Origin of the sequence: Gordonia sp. CPCC 205515, from assembly GCF_048537925.1 — a bacterium.
GTDB lineage: Bacteria > Actinomycetota > Actinomycetes > Mycobacteriales > Mycobacteriaceae > Gordonia.
In genome coordinates, this window is the sequence record NZ_JBCLVJ010000002.1 from 16,015 (window position 1) to 41,226 (window position 25,212).

Consider the following 25,212-nt stretch of genomic DNA (forward strand, 5'->3'; position numbering starts at 1 on the left):
GAGTGTGGTTCGGTGCGCACCTACCACTGATCGACCCCGACATCACGGAGCCCGCACTGCTGGCCGGCTTCGTCGATGCCGCGCGGTCCGCCGGCTTCCGGGCGATCAGCGCGAATGACCATGTGCTGTTCGGCCGCCCGTGGCTCGACGGCCTCGTCGCGCTGTCCAGCGTCGTGGAACGCAGCGCCGACCTGACCCTGGCGACCACCGTTGCCCTGCCGGTGATCCGCGGACCGGCGGTCCTGGCAAAGACCGCAGCGGCCCTCGATGTCGTGTCGGGCGGTCGGTTCGTCCTCGGTCTCGGACCAGGGTCGTCAGCCGCCGACTACGCGGCCGTCGGGATTCCGTTCGCGCAGCGGTGGCCACGCTTCGACGAATCGGTCCGGGTGCTGCGGGCGTCCCTGACCGACGACCGCGAACCGGGTCCACGACAGTTCTACGACGTCCCCGATCTGGCGCCGCGACCACCGCGGTCGGTTCCGATCTGGATCGGCAGCTGGGGTTCGGCCGCCGGTCTACGCCGCGTCGCCCGCCACGGCGACGCGTGGATCGCGTCGGCCTACAACACCACCCCGGACCGGCTTGCCGCCGGACGGCGGTTGCTCCTCGACGAGGTCGGTGCCGTCGAACGCGACGTGGGCGACCTCCCGATCGTCCTCGCGACGATGTGGACCTACCTGACCGATTCGGTGGCGGCGCAGCACGAGCGGCTCGACACGCTGGCCCGAATGCTCAAGCGCGACACCGTCGATCTCGCCCAGCAGGTGCTGATCGGCTCGGCGGACTCCGGCGTCGCCACCCTGACGCGATACGCCGACGCCGGCGTCGACGGGGTGTTCATCTGGCCCCTTGCCGATCCGATCGAGCAGCTACACCGTTTCGGTACCGAAGTCGCGCCACATCTCCGCGGAGTCACGACGTCGCATCGGGACACCCGCGAGTCCTGACAAATCCACTCGCGAAGCAACAGGTTCGGATAGCGTTTGTGAACGCTTCACCCCTACGTTGGCGACTGCGAGTCGGGCGGCGATCCCGTCCCGACTTGGGAATCCGGGAGGACTCACGGATGGCAAATCCGCTCACCCGCACGAAGTCGGTCGAGCAATCGATGGCCGACACGGACGAACCGGACCACAAACTCCGCAAAGACCTGGGTGTTTTCGATCTGATCGTCTTCGGTGTCGCCGTCGTCATCGGCGCCGGCATCTTCACCATCACCGTCTCGACCGCCGGCGACAAGGCGGGTCCCGCGATCTCCCTGTCGTTCGTGATGGCCGCTATCACCTGTGCTTTGGCCGCCCTCTGCTACGCCGAGTTCGCCTCGACCGTCCCGGTCGCGGGCTCGGCCTACACCTTCGGCTATGCCACCTTCGGTGAGTTCCTCGCGTGGATTCTCGGCTGGGACCTGATCCTCGAGTTCGCCGTGGGTGCCGCGGTGGTGTCGAAGGGCTGGTCGAGTTACCTGGCCAACGTCTTCGGTTTCCACGGTGCCGGCGGAGAGAAATCCGCGACCTTCGCGATCGGCTCGCACACGGTCGACTGGGGAGCGCTGGTCATCGTCGCGATCGTCACGGTCCTGCTGGTACTCGGTACCAAACTGTCGTCACGCTTCAGTGCCATCATCACCGCCATCAAGGTCGGTGTCGTGCTGTTGGTGATCGTCCTCGGTTTCTTCTACATCAAGACTGACAACTACAAGCCATTCATCCCGCCGGCCGAAACCGGCAAGGGGTCCGAGGCGTCCGTCGACTCGACCCTGTTCTCCCTCATCACCGGCCACGGTGACACGTCCTACGGTTGGTTCGGCGTGCTGGCCGCCGCATCGATCGTGTTCTTCGCCTTCATCGGCTTCGACGTCGTCGCCACCACCGCCGAGGAGACGCGCAACCCGAGGCGCGACGTCCCGCGCGGCATCCTCGGTTCGCTGGCCATCGTCACCGTGCTCTATGTGCTCGTCACCATCGTGGTCACCGGCATGGTGAACTACAAGCAGTTGGCGACCGGCGACGGCGAGGCCAAGAACCTGGCCGACGTGTTCGCCCTCAACGGGATCACCTGGGCGGAAAAGGTCATCGCCATCGGTGCGCTGGCCGGCCTGACCACCGTCGTCATGGTGCTGATGCTCGGTCAGTCGCGCGTCCTGTTCGCGATGTGCCGCGACGGACTGCTGCCACGCGGCATGTCGAAGACCAATCCACGGTTTGGTACTCCGGCCCGTCTGACAATCCTGATCGGCGTCGTCGTCGCCCTGGTGGCCGGCTTCTTCCCGATCAACAAGCTCGAAGAAATGGTCAACGTCGGCACGCTGTTCGCGTTCATCGTGGTGGCCGGCGGCGTGATCATGCTGCGGCGCACCCGGCCGGACCTCGAACGCGGATTCACCGTGCCGGGTGGACCGGTCATTCCGGTCCTCGCGATCCTCGCCTGCCTATGGCTGATGCTGAACCTTTCCGCGCTCACCTGGATCCGGTTCGTCATCTGGATGGTCCTCGGCGTGGCGATCTACTTCCTCTACAGCCAACGCCATTCGATGGTCGGCAAGCGCGAGCGCGGCGAAGTGGAGTCGGTCGATACGGCGTAGCCGGTGCCGGGCAGGTTCGATGTGAACCCCGTCGTAGGAGTCCGATAGCCTGGGTCGAACGTATTTCCGGGCTGCATCGCGCAGCGCACGGATGGCACCGACCATTGGCGAACGACAAGGGGATCAGATGACGACTGCGCAGGGCGCTGGACTGCAGGCCGACAGCAAGAACGGAATCGACTTCAAGGTTGCCGACCTGTCCCTCGCGGACTTCGGCCGCAAGGAGATCGAACTCGCGGAACACGAGATGCCGGGCTTGATGTCACTGCGCCGCGAGTACGCGGACGTGCTGCCCCTCAAGGGTGCGCGGGTCTCCGGGTCGCTGCACATGACCGTCCAGACCGCCGTGCTCATCGAGACGCTGGTCGCGCTCGGCGCCGAGGTCCGCTGGGCGTCGTGCAACATCTTCTCCACCCAGGATCACGCGGCCGCCGCGATCGTCGTCGGCCCACATGGCACCCAGGACGAGCCGAAGGGTGTGCCGGTCTTCGCCTGGAAGGGCGAGACTCTCGAGGAGTACTGGTGGGCCGCCGAGCAGATGCTGACCTGGCCCAATGAGCCGGCCAACATGATCCTCGACGACGGCGGCGACGCCACCATGCTGGTGCTGCGTGGCGCCCAGTTCGAGAAGGCCGGTGTCGTCCCGTCCGCCGACGACAGCGATTCCGCCGAGTACAAGGTCTTCCTGGAGTTGCTGCGCAACAGCTTCGAGCAGGACAAGACCAAGTGGTCGACCGTCGCCGAGTCGGTCCAGGGCGTCACCGAGGAAACCACCACCGGCGTGCTGCGCCTCTACCAGTTCGCCGCCGCCGGTGAGCTCGTCTTCCCGGCGATCAATGTCAACGACTCGGTCACCAAGTCGAAGTTCGACAACAAGTACGGCACCCGGCACTCGCTGATCGACGGCATCAACCGCGGCACCGACGTCCTCATCGGCGGCAAGAAGGTGCTGATCTGCGGATACGGCGACGTCGGCAAGGGCTGCGCGGAGTCGCTGGCCGGTCAGGGCGCCCGCGTGCAGGTCACCGAGATCGACCCGATCAACGCGCTGCAGGCGCTGATGGACGGCTTCGACGTCGTGACCGTCGAGGAGGCCATCGCCGACGCCGACATCGTCATCACCTCGACCGGAAACTTCAACATCATCATGCTCGAGCACATGAAGCAGATGAAGGAGAAGGCCATCCTCGGCAACATCGGCCACTTCGACAACGAAATCGACATGGCCGGCCTCGAGAGCTCGGGCGCCAAGCGGATCAACATCAAGCCGCAGGTCGATCAGTGGATCTTCGACGACGGCAAGTCGATCATCGTGCTGTCCGAAGGCCGTCTGCTCAACCTGGGCAACGCCACCGGACACCCGTCGTTCGTGATGAGCAACAGCTTCTCCAACCAGGTCATCGCGCAGATCGAACTGTGGACCAAGAAGGACGAGTACGACAACGAGGTCTACCGCCTGCCCAAGCATCTCGACGAGAAGGTCGCGCGCATCCACGTGGAAGCCCTCGGCGGTTCGTTGACGAGGCTCACCAAGGAGCAGGCCGAATACATCAACGTCGACGTGGAAGGGCCCTACAAGCCCGAGCACTACCGCTACTGAACATCAGCGCCCCGACTCTCAACGCCCCCGTCGATTGACGGGGGCGTTTCGGTGGTGCTATCGCGTTGGGTGCTCGGCTTACGTACCGATATCCGGCTCGGCTCCCGGACACACAAACCAGGTCCCGTTTTCCTTGGTGAAACTCTCGTCCTCTTGTTTGGAGGTCGAGCGTTGTGCGCCGACCTCGAGGTGCGTCATCACCTGGGACTGGGCGGAGTTACCGGTGACGGTCACCTTGCCGAGGCCTTCGAGGACGACGTTGCCGGTGATATCGACCGGCTTGATCACCTGCGGGCGGACCGCGGTGCACACCGCCGCCTGGATCTGCGGGACGTTGCGTGAGTTCACGGCGTCGACGAACTTCTGCATGGCCGCCTGGATGCCCGCGACGTCGGTGCCGTTCGCGTCGGACGGATCCCCGCCGGGCGGGGTCGGGGCGGTCACCGTGGGCATGGTGTCGGGGGAAGCCGTCGTGTCCGGGTCGGAGTTCGCACCCAGCAGATGTCCGAGCAGCACGACGACGGCGAAGATCGCGACACCACCGAGGACCCCTGCGGCTATGAGCCCCCCGGTGCGCGGGCGACGCGGCGGCTGCGGCGGCGGATACGGCGAGTAACCCATCCCGTACGGCTGCTGCGGATACCCCTGCGGATATCCGGGCGCGCCGCCGCCCATCGGAGGCGGCGGGCCGAAGTGCTGCCCGGGGGGCGGGAAGGTCATGCCAGGTCCTTTACGGGTTGGTGGTGCCAGGGTACTCAAAAGTATGGAGCGCGGTTCCGACGGTCATTCGGTCGACAGATGTACGGCGAGCTCCGTGATGTCCGCGTCGCCGGTGACCATCCAGTCCGACATCCAATTCGATTGCGCCAGTTGATGATAGACGGCATCGACGCGGTGCTGTAGATCGTGGTCGCGCTCGTAGCGGTCGCGGGTCCGGGACGCATCGGATTCCGCGCGACGGGCGGCTCGGTCCATCGCGACCTCGGCCGGCACGCCGAGGAGTAGATGGCGGTCGGGGACCGGCAGGCCGAGGCGGCCGAACTCCAGATCGGCCACCCACCGCACCACCTCGCCGTCGGCGTCCTGGCCGAGGCGGGCGGCGTTGTAGGCGGCGTTGGATGCGACGTATCGGTCGAGCAGCACGATGTCGTGCGCGGCGAGTGCCGCGCGGATCTCGGCGTTGGCGCCGGCGCGGTCGAGCGCGAACAGCAGCGCCATGCCATAGACACTGTCGGCGAGATCGCCGTGTCCGCCGTGCAGCGCCTCGGCTGCGATGTCGGCGTGCAGCGATTCGCCGTACCGCGGGAAGGTGATCGTCCAGACCCGCAGTCCGCTGCGCTGCCACTGGTCGACGAGCGCAGTCACCAAGGTGTTCTTGCCGGCGCCGTCGAGCCCTTCGACGGCAATGAGTTGGCCCACGTGGGCGATCGTATCGGCCGCATGACCCCGATCCGGCGCGTCATCTCGCCGGTTCGGTCACGAAAGTGTCACCATTGGAACATGAAGCCTCGCATCCTCGTCGTCGACGACGACGCCGCCCTCGCCGAGATGCTGACGATCGTCTTGCGGGGCGAGGGCTTCGAACCGTTCGTCGTCGGCGGCGGCACCCAGGCGCGGACCGCGGTCCGGGAGATCCGGCCCGAACTCGTCCTCCTCGATCTGTTGCTGCCCGGCATGAACGGCATCGACGTGTGCCGGGTCTTGCGGGCCGACTCGGGTGTCCCGATCGTCATGTTGACCGCGAAGTCCGACACCGTCGACGTCGTCCTCGGTCTGGAGTCCGGCGCCGACGACTACATGGTCAAACCGTTCAAGCCGAAGGAACTCGTCGCCCGGGTGCGCGCCCGTCTGCGCCGGACCGACGACGAACCCGCCGAGCTGCTGTCCATCGGTCCGGTCGAGATCGACGTCCCGGCGCACAAGGTGACCCGTGACGGGGTGCCCATCTCCCTGACCCCGCTGGAGTTCGATCTGCTCGTCGCGCTCGCCCGCAAGCCGCGTCAGGTGTTCACCCGCGACGTGCTCCTTGAACAGGTGTGGGGCTACCGCCACCCGGCCGACACTAGACTCGTCAACGTGCATGTCCAGCGTCTCCGTGCCAAGGTCGAGACCGACCCCGAGAATCCTGAAGTCGTGCTGACGGTGAGGGGGGTCGGCTACAAGGCCGGCCCGCCGTGATCGGTAGACCCCGGCGGCGCGTCAACGGCACCCTGGGTCGAATTTCTCGGAGCGCCAGCGGTTTCGGTCGATCTCTCGGCCACATCTGGCGTCGCTCACTGCAGCTGCGCATCGTCGTGTCCACCCTCGTGCTGTCGTTCGTGGTGCTGCTGATCCTGGGTTTCGTCCTGACCAGCCAGATCACCGACCGCCTGCTCGACGTGAAACTCGCCGCCGCGACCGAGGAGATCGAGCGGGCGCGGGTCGCCGTCGAACGCGACCTCTCCAGCAGCGACGGCAACATGTCGGTGCAGAACCGGCTGCGGCAGACGCGGTCCCTGCTCACCGATCGCGACGTCGATGCTAGCGACAACGCCGGTACCGTCGGCACCTTCGACACCGTGCTGGTGGTGCCGGGCAGTGGCGCGGACGGACAGGACAGCGGCATCGGTCCGACATCGGAGATCCCCGACAACCTGCGCGACATGGTCCAGGGCGGGCAGGTGGCCTACCAATACACATCGATCCCGAATCAGTCGGGCGGCAGCGAACCCGCGCTGGTCATGGGCACACCGACGAACTCGTCGGTGCCCGGCCTCGAGCTCTATCTGGTGTTCCCGCTGACCAGCGAGCAGAACACCGTCGACCTGGTGCGCGGCACCCTGCTGACCGGTGGCCTGGTGCTGATGGGACTGCTGGCCGCGATCGCGTGGCTGGTGTCTCGGCAGGTGGTGCTGCCGGTGCGGTCGGCGTCGCGAATCGCGGTCCGGTTCGCCGACGGCCGGCTCAAGGAACGCATGCCGGTGCGCGGCGAGGACGACATGGCGCGGCTGGCCATGTCGTTCAACGACATGGCCGAGAGCCTCTCCAAGCAGATCACCCACCTCGAGGAATTCGGTGGGCTGCAACGACAATTCACCTCCGACGTCAGCCACGAGCTGCGAACCCCGCTGACCACCGTCCGCATGGCCAGTGACGTGCTCTACGAGGGCCGCGACGAGCTCGACCCGGTGCGCAAGCGGTCCGTCGAACTGCTCGACAAGGAACTCGACCGGTTCGAGACGCTGCTCAACGAACTGTTGGAGATCTCCCGCCACGACGCCGGTATGGCCGAGCTGGCGGCCGAACGGATGGACATGGCGATCCCGATCGACGGCGCGCTCGCGACCATCAGTCACCTCGCCGAGGAGATGGACACCGAACTCGTGCTCGACCTGCCCACCGAACCGGTCATCGCGGAGATCGATCCGCGGCGCGTCGAGCGGATTCTGCGGAACCTGCTGGCCAACGCCATCGACCATGGAGAACGCAAGCCCGTGACACTGACCATGCGGTCCGACGGCGACGCCGTGGCGATCACCGTGCGCGATCAGGGCATCGGGTTGCGTCCCGGCGAGGAGAAGTTGGTGTTCAACCGGTTCTGGCGGTCGGACCCGTCGCGGTTCCGCCGCTCGGGCGGTACCGGCCTCGGCCTGGCGATCAGCATCGAGGACGCTCGCCTGCACCAGGGGCGGCTCGAAGCGTGGGGCGAGCCCGGTAAGGGAGCGTGCTTCCGGCTGACCCTGCCGCTGGTCCGTGGGCACAAGGTGCTCGGCAGTCCGCTGCCCCTCAAGCCGGTCGGCGGCACCAAGACGTCGTCGACCACCGTGGGGGGCGGCAGTGCCTGACCGCAGGTTCATCGGTGCGGTGGCCGCCATCGTGGCGGCCGTTCTACTCGGCGGCTGCTCATCGATCCCGACCGACTCGTCGCCGCAACCGATCACCGCGTTCGCCCGGCAGGGCCCCACCAACGCGATCCCCACTCCGCAGGCCGACATGGACCCCGAGTCGCTGGTGCGTTCCTTCCTCAAGGCCACCGCCGACCCCGACTCCGGCCACCGCGCCGCCCGCAACTTCCTGACCACCGCGTCGTCGGACCAGTGGGACGACCGCGGTGACATGCTCGTCGTCGACGAGATCAACGTCTTCGTGGACCAGCGCAGCGAACAGACGGTCCGGCTGCGGCTCATCGGCGACAACGTCGGCACCCTGAAGTCCGACGGGGAGCTACTGCCGGCGACCGGCCGGGTCGAGACCTCGCTGTCGCTGGTGAAGGTCAACAACCAGTGGCGCATCGACGGCCCGTTGCCCAACGGGACGATGATCGATCGGCGACAGTTCGACGCGACCTACCGATCGGCCACGCTCTACTTCACCGACCGCAACCGCACGCGGCTCGTCGCCGATCCCCGCTGGCTCTACGCAGGCAAGGACACCGAACCCACCGTCCTCATCGATCACCTCATCGCCGGTCAGGCCGCCGACCTCGACGGCTCGGTGGACAGTGGTTTCCCCAGCGGTTCCGCGCTACGCGGCCCGGTGGCATCCCTGCCTGGTGGCGGCGTGCGGGTGGAGCTCACCGGCATCGGGTCGGCGTCGGTGCGGGACCGTACCGCCCTTGCCGCACAGATCATCTGGACCCTCGACGCCGCCGACATCGGCGGGCCATACCTGATCAACGCCGACGGCGGTCCGCTCATCGCCGAACGGGCGTCGGGTTGGCAACTCGCCGACGTGAAGTCCTTCGACCCGACGGCGGTACCCGCCACCGACGTCGGGCTCAACATCATCCGGTCGGGAGCGCTGCTCAAGATCACCGACTCGGGCACCGTGCCGGTCGGCGGGTCGCTGGGCACCAGCCGCGCGGTGCGGTCGAGCGTCATCTCGCCCGACGGGCAGCGGGTCGCCGCAGCCCTTGCGCACACCGGCCCCGGACCGCGGCTCGACCTGGCCATCGGCCCCTACGGCGCCGAGCCGGGCATCATCCTGTCCGGCGACACCATCACCCGACCGTCGTTCGCGGTCGACGCCAACACCGTCTGGGCGGTCATCGACGGCCGCCCGGTGCAGTGGGTGCGCGACGAATCCGGCAACGGCGAACGATTGACCACCGTCGATGCCGCGTCCGTCGCGACGGTGGCCCGCGGGCCGATCACCGAACTGCAGGTCTGTCCCGACGGCGTGCGGGTGGCGATGATCGTCGGCGGGCAGGTGGTGTTCGCGGTGATCACCACCAACGCCGACGGCGGAGTGTCGTTGACCAGCCCGCGCATCGCCGCCTACAACATCGGTAACCGTGCGATGTCGCTGGACTGGGCGTCACCCACGACCCTGATGATCGCCCGGGATGCCGTCGAATCGCCGGTGGTGCAGCTGTCCATCAACGGCACGCCTGCGGTCGGACTGCTCAGCGGCAACCTCTCGCCGCCGGTGCGGGCCGTGGTCGCCAACGCGAACACGGTGTACGTCGGCGACACCCGCGGGGTGCTGCGACTCGGCAGCACCAACGGGCAACCCGATCAGTACTGGACCGAGGTCGAACCGGCGATGACCGCCGACGCGATCCCCGTCCTGCCCTGATCCGAGCCGCCCCGCGGACGGCCCCGGCGGGTCACGCCGCCGCGACCACCAGCGCCGCATCCACCTCCACCCCGATCCCGGCGAGCACCCGGACCGATTGAGCGGCCGTCGCACCGGTCGTGACGACGTCATCGACGAGGATCACGCACGACCGTCGTGCCCGCTCCCGAGCGTGGGCGCCACGCTCGCGGACACGGATCGCGCCGGACAGGTTCTGCGCGCGCCGGCGGGCGTCGAGACCGGCCGAGTCCCTGGTCCAGGCCGACGTGACCAGCAGGGGAGCGACGTGACTGTGTGTACCGAGGACGCGGACCGCAGTGGTGGCCATCGCGGTCACCGGATCCCCGCCACGCCGACGCGCGGAGGACGCACGGGTGGGTGCCGGAACGAGCACCAGCGTCGGGGCGTCGGGCAGTTCACCCCACCGGGCCAGGGTGGCAACACCCCGGGCGAGTGCGCGTCCCAACGGCGCGGTCAGGTCGAGTCGTCCGTGTTCCTTCATGGCGATCAGGGCGTCGCGGTGCGGACCCCGATAGTGGCCGAGCGCCCACACCGGCACCCCGACCTCCACGCGTGGGGTCGTTGCGATCGGGTCGTCGGCGAGCGCGGCCGCGCAGTCGGCGCACCACGACACGCCCGGCCGTTCACAGCCGCCGCAGACGATCGGCACCACCAGATCCGAGCCGGACCGGAAAACCTCCGTCATCACCTCGGTCGCCCGGCTCCACAGGGTCACGCATGCATCGTCGCATCTCGTGGGGCCGACCCCGCAGATCCATCCACAGGGCCCGTCGGCACGGGGTCTTCGGTCCCGACATCTGATGGATACGTGTCGCGTTGCGCATAAACGTGGCCTGCAGGCGAACTTCCGGCTACGGTCGAAGGCACAACAGGTAGCCGCCAACTTTCTCCAAGGAGGTGAGGCCTTCTGCGCCTGAGTGCCAGCCGTCGGCTGGTATGTCATCGATTCCCGATGTGACTACGAGATCATCAGCGCGACAACGGATTTCACAATCGCCCCGAGCAGGCCACGATGTGCGGGCACCCGCGGCACCATCCCGGACATCTCCTGCGGTCGACGGCGACGACGCTCACAGCGGCAGCATGCCGCCAGTACCAGTGAGCAGGTCCGGCGGGCGCGATGGTGATGTGAGGGCGGATCGGGAGCAAACGAAGGAGGTAGTTGAATGTCATCTGTCATCCACCGCAAGGGCCATCGCGAATCGAAGGTCGGTGAACCGAGAGCAGAGAGCACCGACACCGCGTCGCAGGACTCGATCGACGACGCGTTCAATCCCGCATTCGCATTCGTCCGGCCACCCGGCCCCGACGGTGAGGAATCCGAGCCTGCCGAACCCAACGCGAAGGTCGATTTCAACGGCCGCAACGTCGAGATACCTGACCACTACCGCATCTACGTCGGCGACAAGCTCGCCCGTCTCGAGCGGTACGACCCCTCAATTTTCCGCTTCGACGTCGAGCTGAATCACGAACGCAACCGCAGGCAGTCCAAGGTTTGTCAACAAGTCGAGATCACCGCGATCGGCAAGGGCCCCAAGGCCCGGTCGGTGGGCCACGGCGAGAACTTCTACGCAGCACTCGAATCGTCGCTCGACAAGCTCGAGTCGCGCTTGCGCCGCGTGAAGGACCGCCGCCGGGTCTCCTATGGCAACCGTCGGCCCATCTCGGTCGCCGAGGCCACCGAAATCGGTGCGCCGCCACTCAAGGAGAACCAGGTCAGCGTGGTCCCGGAGACATCGGGGCCGATCGAGCCACAATGGGACGACGGCGTCGATCCGCACGAGCCGGGCACGATCGTGCGCATCAAGGAGCACGACGCGGTGCCCATGTCGGTCGACGACGCGCTCTACGAGATGGAACTCGTCGGGCACGACTTCTTCCTGTTCCACGACAAGGAGAGCGACAAGCCGTCGGTCGTCTACCGCCGCCATGCGTTCGACTACGGACTGATCCGCCTCGCCTGAGGCCCGGTCGCAGACCGATCGGCCCAGACCGATCAGGTTGCGCTAAGGCGACCTGAGTACCATGGAATCCGGCCTGTGCTTCCCGCGCAGGTCGGATTTCGTGTGTTGCCGACAAGAGTGAGGAACTCGATCCACCGTGCTGAACAAGCTGCTGCGCATCGGTGAAGGCCGGATGGTCAAGCGACTCGATGCGATCGCATCACACGTCGAAGGACTCTCCGACGAGGTCGAGGCGCTGACCGACACCGAATTGCGTGCCAAGACCGACGAATTCAAGGAGCGCATCGCCGACGGGGCATCCCTCGACGAAATGCTGCCCGAGGCCTTCGCCGTCGCCCGTGAGGCGGCCTGGCGCGTGCTCGAACAGAAACACTTCCACGTCCAGATCATGGGTGGCGCGGCGCTGCATTACGGCAACATCGCCGAGATGAAGACCGGTGAGGGCAAGACCCTGACCTGTGTGCTGCCCGCCTACCTCAACGCACTGTCCGGCGAGGGCGTGCACGTCGTCACCGTCAACGACTATTTGGCCAAACGTGACTCCGAGTGGATGGGCCGCGTCCACCGCTTCCTCGGTCTGACCACCGACGTGATCCTCACCGGCATGAACTCCGACGCACGGCGCGAGGCGTACGCCGCCGACATCACCTACGGCACCAACAACGAGTTCGGCTTCGACTACCTGCGCGACAACATGGCGCACTCGCTGCCCGAACTGGTCCAGCGCGGCCACAACTTCGCCATCGTCGACGAGGTCGACTCCATCCTCGTCGACGAGGCCCGTACTCCGCTGATCATCTCCGGCCCGGCCGAGGGATCGAGCAAGTGGTACGCCGAATTCGCCCGTATCGCACCGCTTTTGGAAAAAGATGTGCACTACGAGGTCGACATCAAGAAGAAGACGATCGGTGTGCACGAGGCCGGTGTCGAGTTCGTCGAGGATCAACTCGGTATCGACAACCTGTACGAGGCGGCCAACTCGCCGCTGGTGAGCTACCTGAACAACTCGATCAAGGTCAAGGAACTCTTCCACCGCGACAAGGACTACATCGTCCGCAACGGTGAAGTGCTCATCGTCGACGAGTTCACCGGCCGTGTGCTCGACGGCCGGCGCTTCAACGAGGGCCTGCACCAGGCGATCGAGGCCAAGGAACACGTCGAGATCAAGGCCGAGAACCAGACCCTGGCCACGATCACTCTGCAGAACTACTTCCGCATGTACGACAAGCTCGCGGGCATGACCGGTACCGCCGAGACCGAGGCCGCGGAGTTCGACCAGATCTACAAGCTCGGGGTACTGCCGATCCCGACGAACAAGCCGATGATCCGCAAGGATCAGACCGACCTGATCTACAAGACCGAAGAGGCCAAGTTCGACGCGGTCGCCGACGACATCACCGAGCGCCACGAGAAGGGGCAGCCGGTCCTGATCGGTACCACCAGCGTGGAGCGGTCGGAGTATCTATCGCGTCAGCTCGAGCGTCGTGGCATCCCGCACAGCGTGCTCAACGCCAAGTTCCACGAGCAGGAAGCCCAGATCATCGCCGAGGCCGGTCGTCTCGGCGCGGTCACCGTCGCCACCAACATGGCCGGTCGCGGTACCGACGTCGTGCTCGGCGGCAACGCCGACATCATCGCCGACACCCGCCTGCGCAAGGCCGGGCTGGATCCGGTGCACACGCCCGAACAGTACGAGGAGGCGTGGCCGGAGGCCATCGAGACCGCGCGCGACGAGGCGTCCGAGCAGGCCGAGGCCGTCAAGGAGGCCGGTGGACTCTACGTGCTCGGCACCGAGCGACACGAGTCACGACGCATCGACAACCAGCTGCGCGGTCGCTCCGGTCGTCAGGGCGACCCCGGCGAATCACGCTTCTACCTGTCCCTCGGCGACGAACTCATGCGGCGCTTCAACGGCGCGGCGCTCGAGTCGATCATGAACCGGGTCAACCTGCCCGACGATGTGCCGATCGAGGCGAAGATGGTCACCAAGGCCATCCGGAGTGCGCAGACCCAGGTCGAGCAGCAGAACTTCGAGGTTCGTAAGAACGTCCTCAAGTACGACGAGGTGATGAACGAGCAGCGCAAGGTCATCTACGGTGAGCGCCGCCGCATCCTCGAGGGCGAGGACCACAGCGAGCAGGTGCAGACCATGATCGACGACGTCGTCGGGGCCTACGTCGACGGCGCCACCGTCGAGGGCTACGCCGAGGACTGGGACATCGACCAGTTGTGGACCGCGCTGCGCACCCTGTATCCGGTCGAGCTGAACCCGAAAGAGGTTGTCGGCGAGAACGAATACGGCGAACGCGACGACATCAGCGCCGACGAACTCAAGGAGATCCTGCTCGCCGACGCCCACGCGGCCTACGCGAAGCGGGAGACCGAGATCGAGGGGATTGCCGGCGAGGGCGCGATGCGTCAGCTCGAACGGACCATCCTGCTGACCGTCCTCGACCGTAAGTGGCAGGACCACCTCTACGAGATGGACTACCTGCGCGAAGGCATTCACCTGCGGTCGATGGCCCAGCGCGACCCGGTCGTCGAGTACCAGCGCGAGGGCTTCGACATGTTCAGCGGCATGCTCGACGGCCTCAAGGAAGAGGCCCTCGGGTTCCTCTACAACGTGCAGGTGCAGACCGAACAGGCCGCTCCGGCGCCCCCGCCCGTCCCGTCTCTGGCCGGGTTGGCCGCGGCCACCGCGGCCGCACCCAACGGTGCATCGTCGGCGGTGCCGGCGGCCGCGCCGGTGGCGCCGACCGAGCCCGAGCCCGAGCAGCAGGAGGCTCCGGCCGCATTGCGTGCCTCGGGTGTGCAGGACCGGTCCGACGTCCCGATGACCTACTCCGGCCCGGCCGAGGGCGGTGGCACCGAGATCCACTCCGACGAGGAGGAGCTCGACGACCCCGCACTGGTCTCCGCGAGCCGTCGCGAACGACGCGCCGCCGCCCGCGAGAGCGCCAAGAGCAACCGCGCCAAGCCGCCGAAGTCCAAGAAACGTCGCTGACGGGCTTCGTGACGCGTCGGGCTCGCAGGCTCGCACGTCGCTCCTCAGCCGGCGGTAAGGCTCCCTGAGGTGCGAGCCGATAGGCGAGCCACGAAGGGCCCGGTGACCGAACCTCGGAAACCGGCCGCACCCACCATCCGAAGGAATTTTCCGCGGAAGTGGAACCGGATCGACCCCCGCTGCGTCCGATACTCATGGAGACGCATCGAGTCCTGATCCGTCCGGCACCGCCGTACGAACCCCCACCGGTCGCTTCGTCGGCCCCGCCGCCCGCACCGGACACGACGTCAGCGCCGCCGCCACCGCAGCGGGGGCGGGCACCGTCGGCGACGACACTCGAGGCGCGACAGTTCGCGATCGCCACCATCAGCCTGGTACTCGAGGTCATCGACCGGCGCCGCAACATGAGCCAGCTCGACGGTCGCGTCGCGCTGCCGCTGCAGGAACAGCTCATCGCGCTGACCCGCGCGATGAGCGGCCGCACCGGCGCGGAGTCGGCCGCCACGGTGCGGCGCGTCCACGTCCAGATGTGCGGGCCGGGTGCCGCGGAGATCTTCGGCAACTATCGACGCAACGGTCGCGTGCGGGCCTTCGCCGGGCGCATCGAGCAGATGCCATGCCGCGTCCGCGCGGCCACCGGCAGCACCCGGTCGGCCTTGCCCCGGACCGTTGAATATCGTTGGCAGCTGGTCGAATTGACGATGGTCTGACTCTTCAGACGCCGGCCCCTGAGGGAGAGACGAGAATCTTGACGGCGGTCTCGTTGCGGTGGATCAACGTGTCGAAGCCTTCGTCGATCAGATTGTCCAGCCCGATCCGTCCGGTGATGAACGGCGCGAGATCGACCTTGCCCGACTCGACGAGCGCGATCGCCGCCGGGTGGCTGTTGACGTAGGCGATCGTGCCCCGCATGTCGATCTCCTTGAGCACCAGCTTCTGCATCTCCACCGATCCCGGGTGACTCCAGATCGACACCACCACCAGCACACCGGTCGGTGCCAGGGCGTCGAAGAGCGTGTCCAGCGCGGGCTGCACCGAGGTGCACTCGAATCCGACGTCGGCGCCCGATCCGCCGGTGATCTCCCGGACCCGGGCCACCACGTCCTCGGCGGTTGGATCGACGATATGGTCGCCGACACCGGCGTCGACCGCCTTCTGCCGCCGCAACGAACTCGGTTCACTGATGATCGTCGTGATGCCCTCTGCCTTACACACCGCCGCGGTCAGCAATCCGATCGGACCGGCACCGGTGATCACCGCGGTCGCCCCGGCGCTCGCGCCGCTGCGCTGCACGGCGTGATAGCCGACCGAGAGCGGTTCGATGAGCGCGGCCTGGTCGAGCGGGATGTCCTTGGAGATCGTGTGGACCCAGCGTCGTTTGACCGCGATCTTCTCGCCGAGCCCACCGCCGCAGCCGCCGAGGCCGATGAAGTTCATGTCCGCCGAGAGGTGGTAGTCGTGGCTGTCGGGTCCGGTGTCGACATCGTCGTGCAGGATGTACGGCTCGACGACGACATGGTCGCCGACCGCGATGTCGTCGATGCCGGGTCCGACCGACGAGACCACCCCGGACATCTCGTGACCGAGCGTGATCGGTGCACTCTCCTTGCTGATCGGCTGCGGATGCCCGGCCGGCGGGATGAAGATCGGGCCGTCGGCGTATTCGTGCAGATCGGTGCCGCAGATCCCGCACCACGCGACGTCGATGCCGACCATTCCCGGGCCGACCTCGGGCTCCGGGATGTCCTCGATCCGGATGTCGCCCCGGTCGTAATAGCGCGCTGCCCGCATGATGATCTCCTCGTCGAGTTCGCCGGATCGACCACGTTCGGATCGATCACCTGCCATTGGGCGCTCACCCCGCGATCGGGTCAACGGTTGCAGCGGGTTGCGACACAGGGGGAGGGCCCGAGACCGCACCGCATAGGATCATCTGCGTGGTGAATCGACTGTCTCCGCGCGACGCGATGTTCTACTTTCTCGACGAGACCGGTGCGACGACCCATCTCGGAGTGCTGCTGATCATCGATCCCCACGCTGCTGCGGCCGACGAGGAGCAGCCGAGCGACTCCGACACACCGACCACCCCCGCCACCCTCGACTACCCGCGGCTCGTCGCGCTCGTCGAGAACCGGCTGCAGTTGGCGCCGAACTATCGCAAGGTCGTGCGCGAGGTGACGCTGGGCCTCGCCCGGCCGGTGTGGGTCGACGACCCCGACTTCGACATCAACTTCCACATCCGACGATCCGGATTGCCCCGGCCCGGCGACATCGGGCAACTCCAGGACCTCATCGCGCGCGTCATGTCCCGACCCCTCGACCGCACCCGGCCGCTGTGGGAGATGTACCTGATCGAAGGTTTGCCCGACGGCAAACTCGCGATCCTCACCAAGACCCACCGCTGCCTCGTCGACGGTGCGGGCGCACTCGAGATCAGCGAGGTCATCTGCGACGAAAGTCCAGAGCAACCGGTCCTCGACGAGGATCTGTGGATGCCCGGTTCGCCGCCCGGCGCGGCGTCGCTCGCGTTCGGCGCGCTGGCCGAGGCGATGTCGCGACCGGGTGATCTGATCGAATCCGTCTTGCGCGGGAACTCGATCGTCTCCGAGTTGCGGTCCGGGATGGAAGGTGCGGTACGCCGGTTCGGTGACGTCGTACAACAGATCACCGACTCGGCGCCGGCGAGTCCGCTGAACAACGCCACCACGTCGACCCGCATTTTCGCGGTCGCGACAGTCCCGCGACGCGGGTGCGCGAAGATCGCCGAGCGCTACGACTGCACCCTCAACGACGTCGAACTCGCCATCGTGTCCGGCGTGCTGCGGCGATGGATGCTCTCGGTCCACGAGTACGTGCAGGCCGACGACACGGTCCGGGTGGTGCTGCCGCTCTCGGCACGCGATCCTGCGGTGGAACGCCGCATCGATGCCGAAGGACGATGGGTCAGTGTCGGCAAGCCCAGTTTCGTCACGGATCTTCCTGTGGGCGAAGATAATCCAACCGTTCGCCTGGCGCAGGTCGCGGGACTGGCCAATCGCTACGCGCAGTCGTCACGTCGGCTGTCGATGGGACCGCGACCGTGGTTCCCCGAACTCGGGGTGGTGCCGTTCCCCGAGCTCAGCTCGCGCACCTTCCGAAACCTGAACCGGCGCAACTACAACGTGCCGATCGCGATGGGCACGCTGCCCGTCGCGCCGCGCTTCATCGCGGGCAACCCGGTCACCGAGCTGTATGCCATCCCCACGCTGATGGCGCAGCGGGCCCTGGCGATCAGCGTCGTCGACTACCGCGACGAGCTGCAGTTCGCGTTCATCGCCGACCGGGGAGTGCTACCCGACCTGCCCGCGATGACCGACTACGTGCTCGAGTCGTTCGAGGAACTGTCGGTGATCAAGTGATTGTGCGACAAGCTAATTCGGTGATCGAGTGAGACCACGAGGACGGATGCGATGAGAGTGTATCTACCGGCGACACTGGCCATGTTGGCCGAGCTGACCGAGACGGGGGAGTTCCGGGCGATCGGCGGCACCGGCTTCGCGTTGACGCCCGCTCTGCGGGAGTCGTTCACCTCCGGCGACGACGAAGAACTCTCCGAGGTCGCGATGCGTGAGGCGGCGCGGGCATCATTGCGGCTGCTCGCCGGCGAAGCGCCCGAAGCCGGCGATACCGAGGCCGATGCCGAACTGGCCGCCGACGAGGCGGCCACGAAACCCGGTGACACACCCAAACTTCCGCCGCGTCGGGTGGTGGTGGCCGCCGATGTGGACAAGGTCGGTCTGCATCCGGAACTCGACGACGCCGTCGTCAAGATCTCCGGACCCGTCCCCCTGCGCGACATCGCGTCGGTCCACGTCGACGTCGCCGAGGCCGAGGACAAGGTCCGTGCGGCCGTCGTGGTCATCGATGCCGCAGACCTCGGCAACGAGGACGCCGAACTCGCGGTCGGCGACATCGAGGACTTCGACCTCGCCTGGTACGCCACCCAGGAGCTGCCGTTCCTGCTCGAACTGCTCTGAGATTTCGGTTACAACCTCGGCTCCGCCTTTGCGTCGACGTCGATCTGGGCTAACCTACGGAAGCGTAACTTAGCGAAGAACGAGGTGGATGCCCTGTGAGTTGGCTCGAACGGTTCGAAGAGCCGGTGCGTGACGTGGCCGCGCGCAGTCGCGGAGCCCATTGGGCGCGAGCGGCTTTCGCCCGCATCACCACACCGCTGCTGCCCGACGACTATCTGCACCTGGCGAATCCGCTGTGGTCGGCCCGCGAGCTGCGCGGCAAGGTCATCTCGGTCACCCAGGAAACCGAGGACACCGCGACCATTCGCATTCGTCCCGGCTGGGGTTTCTCCTTCGATTACGCGCCCGGCCAGTACGTCGGCATCGGCGTGCTGATGGAAGGCCGCTGGACCTGGCGGTCGTACTCGCTCACCTCGGCACCGGGAACCGGCGGCGCGGCCGAGGAGTCCGACGACAAGAGCATCGCGATCACGGTCAAGGCGATGCCCGAAGGATTCCTGTCGTCGCATCTGGTCAACGGCGTCCATGCGGGCACCGTCGTGCGGCTCGCCGCGCCGCAGGGCGAGTTCGTCCTACCCGAACCGTTGCCGGCGAAGATCCTGTTCGTCACCGCGGGCAGCGGCATCACGCCGATCATCTCGATGCTCCGGATGATCCGACATCGTAAGCAGCACAGCGATATTCGAGTGGTGCATTCCACCCCCACCCCCGACGACCTGCTCTTCGCCGACGAATTGGCCGAGATGGCCGCCGACGGCGTCATCGACCTGCACGTGCAGTACACGCGGGCCGGCTCGGACAACCCCGGCAAGGTCACCCCCGAGGTCCTCGCCGACCTGGTGCCCGACTGGCGCGACCGCCAGACCTGGGCGTGCGGCCCGTCGGGGTTCCTCGACGCGCTGCACCACATGTACGTCGACGGCGGCGTCGGCGAGCATCTGCACATCGAACGGTTCGCGCTCGAACGCGGCGCGACCGGCGCCCAGGGCGGCACCGTCACCTTCACGAAAGCGGACCGGTCCATCGAGGTCGACGGCGCCACCACGCTCCTCGAGGCCGGGGAAGAGGCCGGCGTCATCATGCCCTTCGGTTGCCGCATGGGTATCTGTCAGAGCTGCGTCGTCATGCTCGACCGGGGCGCGGTCCGCGACCTGCGATCCGGTGTCGAACACGTCGAGGGCGAGCGCATCCAGACCTGTGTCAGCGCCGCGGCCGGGGACTGCACGCTCGACGTCTGATGAGGGTTGGGGCGCCGTAGGCGTACCGGGTCGATTACGCTGACACCGTGCGACCCGACACCGCCTGGCCGCTGAACGTCCCTGTCCTCACCGACGGCGTCGTCACCTTGCGTGCGCACGCCGCCGACGATGTGGATCGGATCATCGAACTCTCCACCGACCCCGAGATGCTGCGGTGGACGCCGATCTTCTCTCCCTATCGCCGCGCCGACGCGCAGGCGTATGCGATGGTCATGGTGCCGCGGACCTGGGATCAGGGCATCGGCATGGTGTGGGCCATCGAGTACGAGGGCCGCTTCGTCGGGCACGTCGACATCAGTGGCAGCGGGTCGGTCGTCGACCTCGGCTACTCACTGCATCCCGACGCTCGCGGCAAAGGACTGATGAAGCGTGCGGTGACACTGGCTGTCGACCACGCGTTCGCCGAGGGCAAGCAGGTGATCCGGGGGAGTTGCACCGTCGGCAACATCGCGAGCCTGCGGGTCGCGCATGCCTGCGGGTTCAGCATGGATGCGCTGGCGCCCGACCGCCTCGATCTGCACGGCACCATCCACGACGCCTGGCTGGTCTCACGTCGCGCCGACGATCCGCCCGGACCGCAAACAGTCTGGCGGACAACCGCTTTCGAAACCGAACGCTTCCGGATGCGACCACTGCGCGAGTCCGACGACGAACGCATCCGCGAGACCCTCGACGACCCGATCTCCCGCAAGTACCTGTTCGAGCGTCCATCGCCGCTCAACCTGTCGGCCGCCACTGCCGAACGCACCCGTAAATGGTGGACCGCCGCCCGCGGCGAGACCTGCACCTGGGTGGTCACCGAGAAGGACGACGATACCTACCTCGCCGACATCAGTCTCTTCAAGATCGACCCGACCACCGGCGCCGAGATCGGCTTCTACACCCACCCCGACGCTCGCGGGTCCGGCGTGCTGTCGGAGACCATGCCGGCCGCTGTTCGGCACTGCTTCGACGTTCTCGGCATCCGCCGCCTCACCCTGCTCGCCGCGTCGAGCAACACCGGCAGCATGAAGCTCGCCCAGGCGTCGGGCTTCCGCTGCTACGGCACCCAGGAACTGGCCGCCCTTTCCGACGGCGTCTACGAGGACCTCGTCGGGTTCGAGCTGCTCCGCGAACCCTTCACACCCTGAAGACTCCTCGATCCCTGAGGTGTGAGGCGCTAGCCGCATCGATCCCTGAGGTGCGAGGCGCCGGGTGGTCCGTACCGATCCCTGAGGTGCGAGGCGCTAGCCGAGCCACGAAGGGCTGCCGACCCGCCACTACCACATGGGCAACGCGTGGCATCTCTCACATCCGGAGGATCGAGACGTCAAAAGGGTGGACAGAACCCCGCCCCTTAACCTACGCTTGCGTAAGTTACGGAATGGTAGGTCGGCGTGAGACCCACCCGACACCGTCTGAAACCCGATACCGAAACCCTGGATGGGAGCACTCGTGGCGATCACCGACATCCCCGAATACGCGCATCTGTCGCCCTCTGACGTGGAAGCGCTGGGCGCGGAGCTCGATGCGATCCGCGCCGAGATCGAGGCCGACCGCGGCGAGCGGGACGTGCGGTACATCCGCAACACGATCCGCCTGCACCGCGGCCTCGAGGCCATCGGCCGGGCCATGATCTTCGGCTCGTCCAAGCGGCCGATCTGGTGGGCCGGCGCCGGCACCCTCGGCGTGGCCAAGATCATCGAGAACATGGAACTCGGCCACAACATCATGCATGGCCAGTGGGACTGGATGAACGACCCGGAAGTCCACTCGACGACCTGGGAATGGGACAACACCGACCCGTCGGCGCACTGGAAGCACACCCACAACTACATCCATCACAAGTACACCAACGTGCTCGGCATGGACGACGACGTGGGCTACGGCCTGCTGCGCGTGACCCGCGATCAGCGATGGCGTCCGTTCTACCTGGGCAACCTGGTTTACAACACGCTGCTCGCCGCCCTCTTCGAATATGGCGTTGCTGCACAGCATCTCGAGCTCGGCAAGAAGCGCAAGACGCCGGAGGCGAAGGCGCAGTTCAAGCGTGACCTCGCCGACGTCGGCCACAAGGTCGGACGTCAGGTCCTCAAGGACTACGTGATCCAGCCGACGGTGGTCTCCGCGGCCACCGGTCACAAGGTCGGGTACGGCAAGGCGTGGGGCAAGGCGGCGACCGCCACCCTGATGGCCAACGTGATCCGCAATTTCTGGACCAACGCGGTGATCTTCTGCGGACACTTCCCCGATGGTGCCGAGAAGTTCACCAAGCAGGACGTCGACAGTGAGACCCAGGCCGAGTGGTACCTGCGGCAGATGCTTGGCAGTGCCAACTTCCGGTCGGGACCGGTGCTCGCCTTCATGAGCGGCAACCTGTCGTACCAGATCGAGCACCACATCTTCCCGGATCTGCCGAGTAATCGGCTGGCCGAGATCTCTGTGCGAGTGCAGGCGCTGTGCGAGAAGTACGACCTGCCCTACACCACCGGGTCGTTCCCGGTGCAGTACGCCAAGTCGTGGCGCACCATCGCGAAGCTGTCGCTGCCGAACAAGTACCTCAAGGCGACCAGCGACGACGCTCCGGAGACTGCGTCCGAGCGTCGCTTCACGACCGGTCTGCCGGAGGGCGAACACCTGCACTTGACGGTCGATCCGCGTTCGGGTCGCCGCCGCGGACTGCGGTCGGCGATCAAGGCGTTGCGCGGCCGCAAGCGCGTCCACGGCATGCGGACCGAGCCCTACGCCGACGAGCGTCGCGCGGCCTGAACATCCCCCGCTGGTTGAGCAGCCTCCGACGCGCCAGCCGAGGCGCGACGTCTCCGCTGGTTGAGCAGCCTCCGAGGCGCTAGCCGAGGCGGCGTCCGTCGAAACCACAACGCGACAGCTGCTCAACCGGCGGGCAGGCATAATGGAACCCAATGGCGATCACCGACATCAATGAGTACGCGCACCTGAGCACCTCCGACGTGGAGGCGCTCGGCGCCGAACTCGACGCACTGCGCCGAGACATCGAGGCAGACCGCGGTGAACGCGACGTCCGCTATCTGCACCGCACGATCCTCGCGCACCGGGCACTCGAGGTCGTCGGCCGGGCCGCGCTCATCGGCAGCAACAAACGGCCGCTGTGGCTGCTCGGCACCGCAGCGCTGTCGCTGTCGAAGATCATCGAGAACATGGAGCTCGGGCACAATGTGATGCACGGGCAGTGGGATTGGATGAACGATCCCGAGGTTCACTCCACCACGTACGAGTGGGACATGGTGTGCGCGTCGCCGCATTGGAAGCACTCGCACAACTACATCCACCACAAGTACACCAACGTCCTCGGCATGGACCACGACGTCGGCTACAAGGTTCTACGGGTCACCCGCGATGAGCCGTGGGAGCCGGGCCGACTCCTTCAGCCGTTCATGAATGTGTTCTTGGCCTTGACCTTTGAGTGGGGGATTGGGCTGCACGACCTCGATCTGAGTGAGTACCGCGCGGGCGAGCGTCCGCGTGAGGTCACGATTCCCAAGCTCAAGCTGTTCCTGCGCAAGGTCGGCAAGCAGGTCGCCAAGGACTACGTCCTCTACCCGGCTCTGACCGGACCCAACTTCCGGCACACGCTGACCGCCAACCTCACCGCCAACCTGGTCCGCAACCTGTGGGCCTACGTGGTGATCTTCTGTGGTCACTTCCCCGACGGCGCGGAGAAGTTCACTGCCGAATCCCTCGAAGGGGAGACGCAGGGGCAGTGGTACCTGCGACAGATGTTGGGCACGGCCAACTTCGAGGCCGGCCCGGCGATGGCGTTCATGTCCGGCAACCTCTGCTACCAGATCGAGCACCACCTCTTCCCGGACCTCCCGAGTAATCGGTACGCGGAGATCGGGGTGCGGGTCCGCGAACTGTGCGACAAGTACGACCTGCCCTACACCACGGGCTCGCTGCTGATGCAGTACCTGAAGACGTTGCGCACCATCAACAAACTGGCGTTGCCGGATCAGTTCCTGCGCGCCACTGCAGACGACGCTCCGGAGACGGCGTCGGAGCGGCGGTTCGCCGGCATGCCGAAGACCCGCGGACTCAAGTCGGCGATCGCCGAGCTCCGCGAGCGCAAGCGGCGTCGTCGCTGATCTCGCCAAAGTTCTTCCCCCGAATTACAGAGATCCTCCGATTGCACAACCGGAGGATCTTTGCACTTGCGGGGGAAGAACTTTCGTGGTCAGGCGACGGGCGCAGAGTTGGCGGCGGTGAGGTTGTCCGCGGCTACCTGCAGTCCCTCCAGCGGCCCGAACTCGACGTCTTCGTGTTCGATGTTGACCCACATGTCGGGGTCGACCTTCTCCAGTGCCTGCAGGAAACGCGCCCAGAACTCGACGTCGTGGCCACGGCCGACGGCGACGAAGTCCCAGGCCGAGTCCTCGGGCCACTTGTTCACGACGTGTTTGCCGCCGAGTCCGGTGGGGTTGTCGCTCAATGGGATTCGGGTGAAGCGTTCATCGAGGACACCGTAGATCTGGCAGTTCTTGTTGATCCGGGTGTCCTTGGCGGCGGCGTGATAGACCAGCGGGCCGAGCCAGTCGATGGCGGCGACGGGGTCGATGCCCTGCCAGAACAGGTGCGAGGGGTCCATCTCGGCGCCGACGTTGGTGGCGCCGATGAAGTCGACGAGCCGCTTGAGAGTGGGCGGGTTGAACACCAGGTTCTGCGGGTGCATTTCGATGGCGACTTTGACGCCGTTCTCGCGGGCCAGGGCGTCGATCTCCACCCAGAACGGAACAGCGACCTCGTCCCACTGGTATTCGAGGGAGTCGAGGTAGCCGGAGTCCCAGGTGTTCACGTGCCAGGCCGGCCACTGTCCGCCCGGATGTGCTTGCGGCAGTCCGGACATGGTGACCACGCGGTCGACGCCGAGGAGGCCGGCGACGCGGATGGCGTTGCGTAGGTCGTCGGCGTCCTCGGGTCCGACCTCGGGGTCGGGGTGCAGCGGGTTGCCGTTGCAGTTGAGCCCGGCAATCGAGACCCCGGTGCCGTCGAAGATCTTCAGGTAGTCGGCGGCTGTCATCTCACCGGACAGCAGTTCCTGGACCGGCAGGTGCGGGGTGCCGAGGAAGCCGCCGGCGTTGATCTCCGCGCCTGTCAGACCGGCCGACGCGATGACCTCCAGCGCCTCGGGCAGTGGGCGGTCGTGCAGGATGGCGGTGTAGACGCCGAGTTTCATGATGTCCTTCCAATAGTGTTGGT

The 25,212-nt window shown here is 66.6% G+C and carries 20 protein-coding genes; 15 read left to right on the plus strand and 5 right to left on the minus strand.

Annotated elements, in window-relative coordinates:
- The first annotated feature begins 2 nt into the window (after positions 1-2).
- The 3 genes from AAFP30_RS00300 (at position 3) to ahcY (ending at position 4,181) form a co-directional block, all read left to right on the plus strand.
- Positions 3-947, plus strand: coding sequence for an LLM class flavin-dependent oxidoreductase (locus tag AAFP30_RS00300; protein WP_419227835.1), 945 nt, complete (start codon positions 3-5; stop codon positions 945-947).
- 119 nt (positions 948-1,066) lie between these two features.
- On the plus strand, positions 1,067-2,581 hold the full coding sequence (locus tag AAFP30_RS00305) for an amino acid permease (protein ID WP_419227836.1): 1,515 nt from the start codon (positions 1,067-1,069) through the stop codon (positions 2,579-2,581).
- Positions 2,582-2,708: 127 nt separating this feature from the next.
- Entirely contained in the window at positions 2,709-4,181 is a 1,473-nt protein-coding gene (ahcY, locus tag AAFP30_RS00310) for an adenosylhomocysteinase (protein WP_419227837.1), read from the plus strand.
- 78 nt (positions 4,182-4,259) lie between these two features.
- Here ahcY and AAFP30_RS00315 read toward each other — a convergent pair whose 3' ends face one another.
- Complete coding sequence (locus AAFP30_RS00315) at positions 4,260-4,901, minus strand: hypothetical protein (protein WP_419227838.1); 642 nt, start codon at positions 4,899-4,901, stop codon at positions 4,260-4,262.
- Positions 4,902-4,964: 63 nt separating this feature from the next.
- Positions 4,965-5,600 (minus strand): dTMP kinase, encoded by a 636-nt coding sequence (locus AAFP30_RS00320; RefSeq protein WP_419227839.1) that lies wholly within the window; start codon positions 5,598-5,600, stop codon positions 4,965-4,967.
- An 81-nt stretch (positions 5,601-5,681) separates the two neighbouring features.
- On the opposite strand from AAFP30_RS00320, the gene mtrA reads away from it, so the two are divergent.
- The 3 genes from mtrA to lpqB are packed head-to-tail and all read left to right on the plus strand — an operon-like array spanning position 5,682 to position 9,737.
- The gene (mtrA, locus tag AAFP30_RS00325; RefSeq protein WP_419227840.1) at positions 5,682-6,359 is read left to right on the plus strand and encodes an MtrAB system response regulator MtrA; all 678 of its coding nucleotides are present in this window, start codon (positions 5,682-5,684) and stop codon (positions 6,357-6,359) included.
- Positions 6,356-8,005, plus strand: a complete 1,650-nt coding sequence (gene mtrB, locus AAFP30_RS00330; protein WP_419227841.1) for an MtrAB system histidine kinase MtrB — start codon at positions 6,356-6,358, stop codon at positions 8,003-8,005. Before mtrA ends, mtrB begins: the two co-directional genes overlap by 4 nt.
- Positions 7,998-9,737, plus strand: coding sequence for an MtrAB system accessory lipoprotein LpqB (lpqB, locus tag AAFP30_RS00335; RefSeq protein WP_419227842.1), 1,740 nt, complete (start codon positions 7,998-8,000; stop codon positions 9,735-9,737). Before mtrB ends, lpqB begins: the two co-directional genes overlap by 8 nt.
- Before the next feature lie 31 nt (positions 9,738-9,768).
- Here the strand turns inward: lpqB and AAFP30_RS00340 are convergent, their stop codons facing one another.
- Complete coding sequence (locus tag AAFP30_RS00340; protein ID WP_419228619.1) at positions 9,769-10,443, minus strand: ComF family protein; 675 nt, start codon at positions 10,441-10,443, stop codon at positions 9,769-9,771.
- Positions 10,444-10,924: 481 nt separating this feature from the next.
- Here AAFP30_RS00340 and hpf point away from each other — a divergent pair, with 481 nt between their 5' ends.
- From hpf to AAFP30_RS00355, 3 genes are all read left to right on the plus strand, one after another.
- Positions 10,925-11,722 carry a ribosome hibernation-promoting factor, HPF/YfiA family gene (gene hpf / locus AAFP30_RS00345; RefSeq protein ID WP_419227843.1) on the plus strand — a complete coding sequence of 266 codons (798 nt, stop codon included), beginning with the start codon at positions 10,925-10,927 and terminating at the stop codon, positions 11,720-11,722.
- Between the two features lie 136 nt (positions 11,723-11,858).
- Positions 11,859-14,726 carry a preprotein translocase subunit SecA gene (gene secA, locus AAFP30_RS00350; protein ID WP_419227844.1) on the plus strand — a complete coding sequence of 956 codons (2,868 nt, stop codon included), beginning with the start codon at positions 11,859-11,861 and terminating at the stop codon, positions 14,724-14,726.
- Positions 14,727-14,884: 158 nt separating this feature from the next.
- Entirely contained in the window at positions 14,885-15,436 is a 552-nt protein-coding gene (locus tag AAFP30_RS00355) for an Rv3235 family protein (protein WP_419227845.1), read from the plus strand.
- 4 nt (positions 15,437-15,440) lie between these two features.
- Here the strand turns inward: AAFP30_RS00355 and AAFP30_RS00360 are convergent, their stop codons facing one another.
- A complete protein-coding gene (locus AAFP30_RS00360; RefSeq protein ID WP_419228620.1) occupies positions 15,441-16,517 on the minus strand; it encodes a 2,3-butanediol dehydrogenase in 1,077 nt (358 codons plus the stop codon).
- A gap of 146 nt (positions 16,518-16,663) precedes the next feature.
- On the opposite strand from AAFP30_RS00360, the gene AAFP30_RS00365 reads away from it, so the two are divergent.
- The 6 genes from AAFP30_RS00365 (at position 16,664) to AAFP30_RS00390 (ending at position 24,101) form a co-directional block, all read left to right on the plus strand.
- On the plus strand, positions 16,664-18,124 hold the full coding sequence (locus tag AAFP30_RS00365) for a wax ester/triacylglycerol synthase family O-acyltransferase (RefSeq protein WP_419227846.1): 1,461 nt from the start codon (positions 16,664-16,666) through the stop codon (positions 18,122-18,124).
- 51 nt (positions 18,125-18,175) lie between these two features.
- Positions 18,176-18,742 carry a DUF6912 family protein gene (locus AAFP30_RS00370; RefSeq protein ID WP_419227847.1) on the plus strand — a complete coding sequence of 189 codons (567 nt, stop codon included), beginning with the start codon at positions 18,176-18,178 and terminating at the stop codon, positions 18,740-18,742.
- 95 nt (positions 18,743-18,837) lie between these two features.
- Complete coding sequence (locus AAFP30_RS00375; RefSeq protein ID WP_419227848.1) at positions 18,838-19,980, plus strand: ferredoxin reductase; 1,143 nt, start codon at positions 18,838-18,840, stop codon at positions 19,978-19,980.
- A gap of 47 nt (positions 19,981-20,027) precedes the next feature.
- A complete protein-coding gene (locus AAFP30_RS00380) occupies positions 20,028-21,131 on the plus strand; it encodes a GNAT family N-acetyltransferase (protein WP_419227849.1) in 1,104 nt (367 codons plus the stop codon).
- Positions 21,132-21,435: 304 nt separating this feature from the next.
- Entirely contained in the window at positions 21,436-22,749 is a 1,314-nt protein-coding gene (locus AAFP30_RS00385) for a fatty acid desaturase family protein (protein WP_419228621.1), read from the plus strand.
- 152 nt (positions 22,750-22,901) lie between these two features.
- The gene (locus tag AAFP30_RS00390; protein WP_419227850.1) at positions 22,902-24,101 is read left to right on the plus strand and encodes a fatty acid desaturase family protein; all 1,200 of its coding nucleotides are present in this window, start codon (positions 22,902-22,904) and stop codon (positions 24,099-24,101) included.
- A gap of 89 nt (positions 24,102-24,190) precedes the next feature.
- Here AAFP30_RS00390 and AAFP30_RS00395 read toward each other — a convergent pair whose 3' ends face one another.
- Positions 24,191-25,189 (minus strand): sugar phosphate isomerase/epimerase family protein, encoded by a 999-nt coding sequence (locus tag AAFP30_RS00395; protein WP_419227851.1) that lies wholly within the window; start codon positions 25,187-25,189, stop codon positions 24,191-24,193.
- Positions 25,190-25,212: the final 23 nt, after the last annotated feature.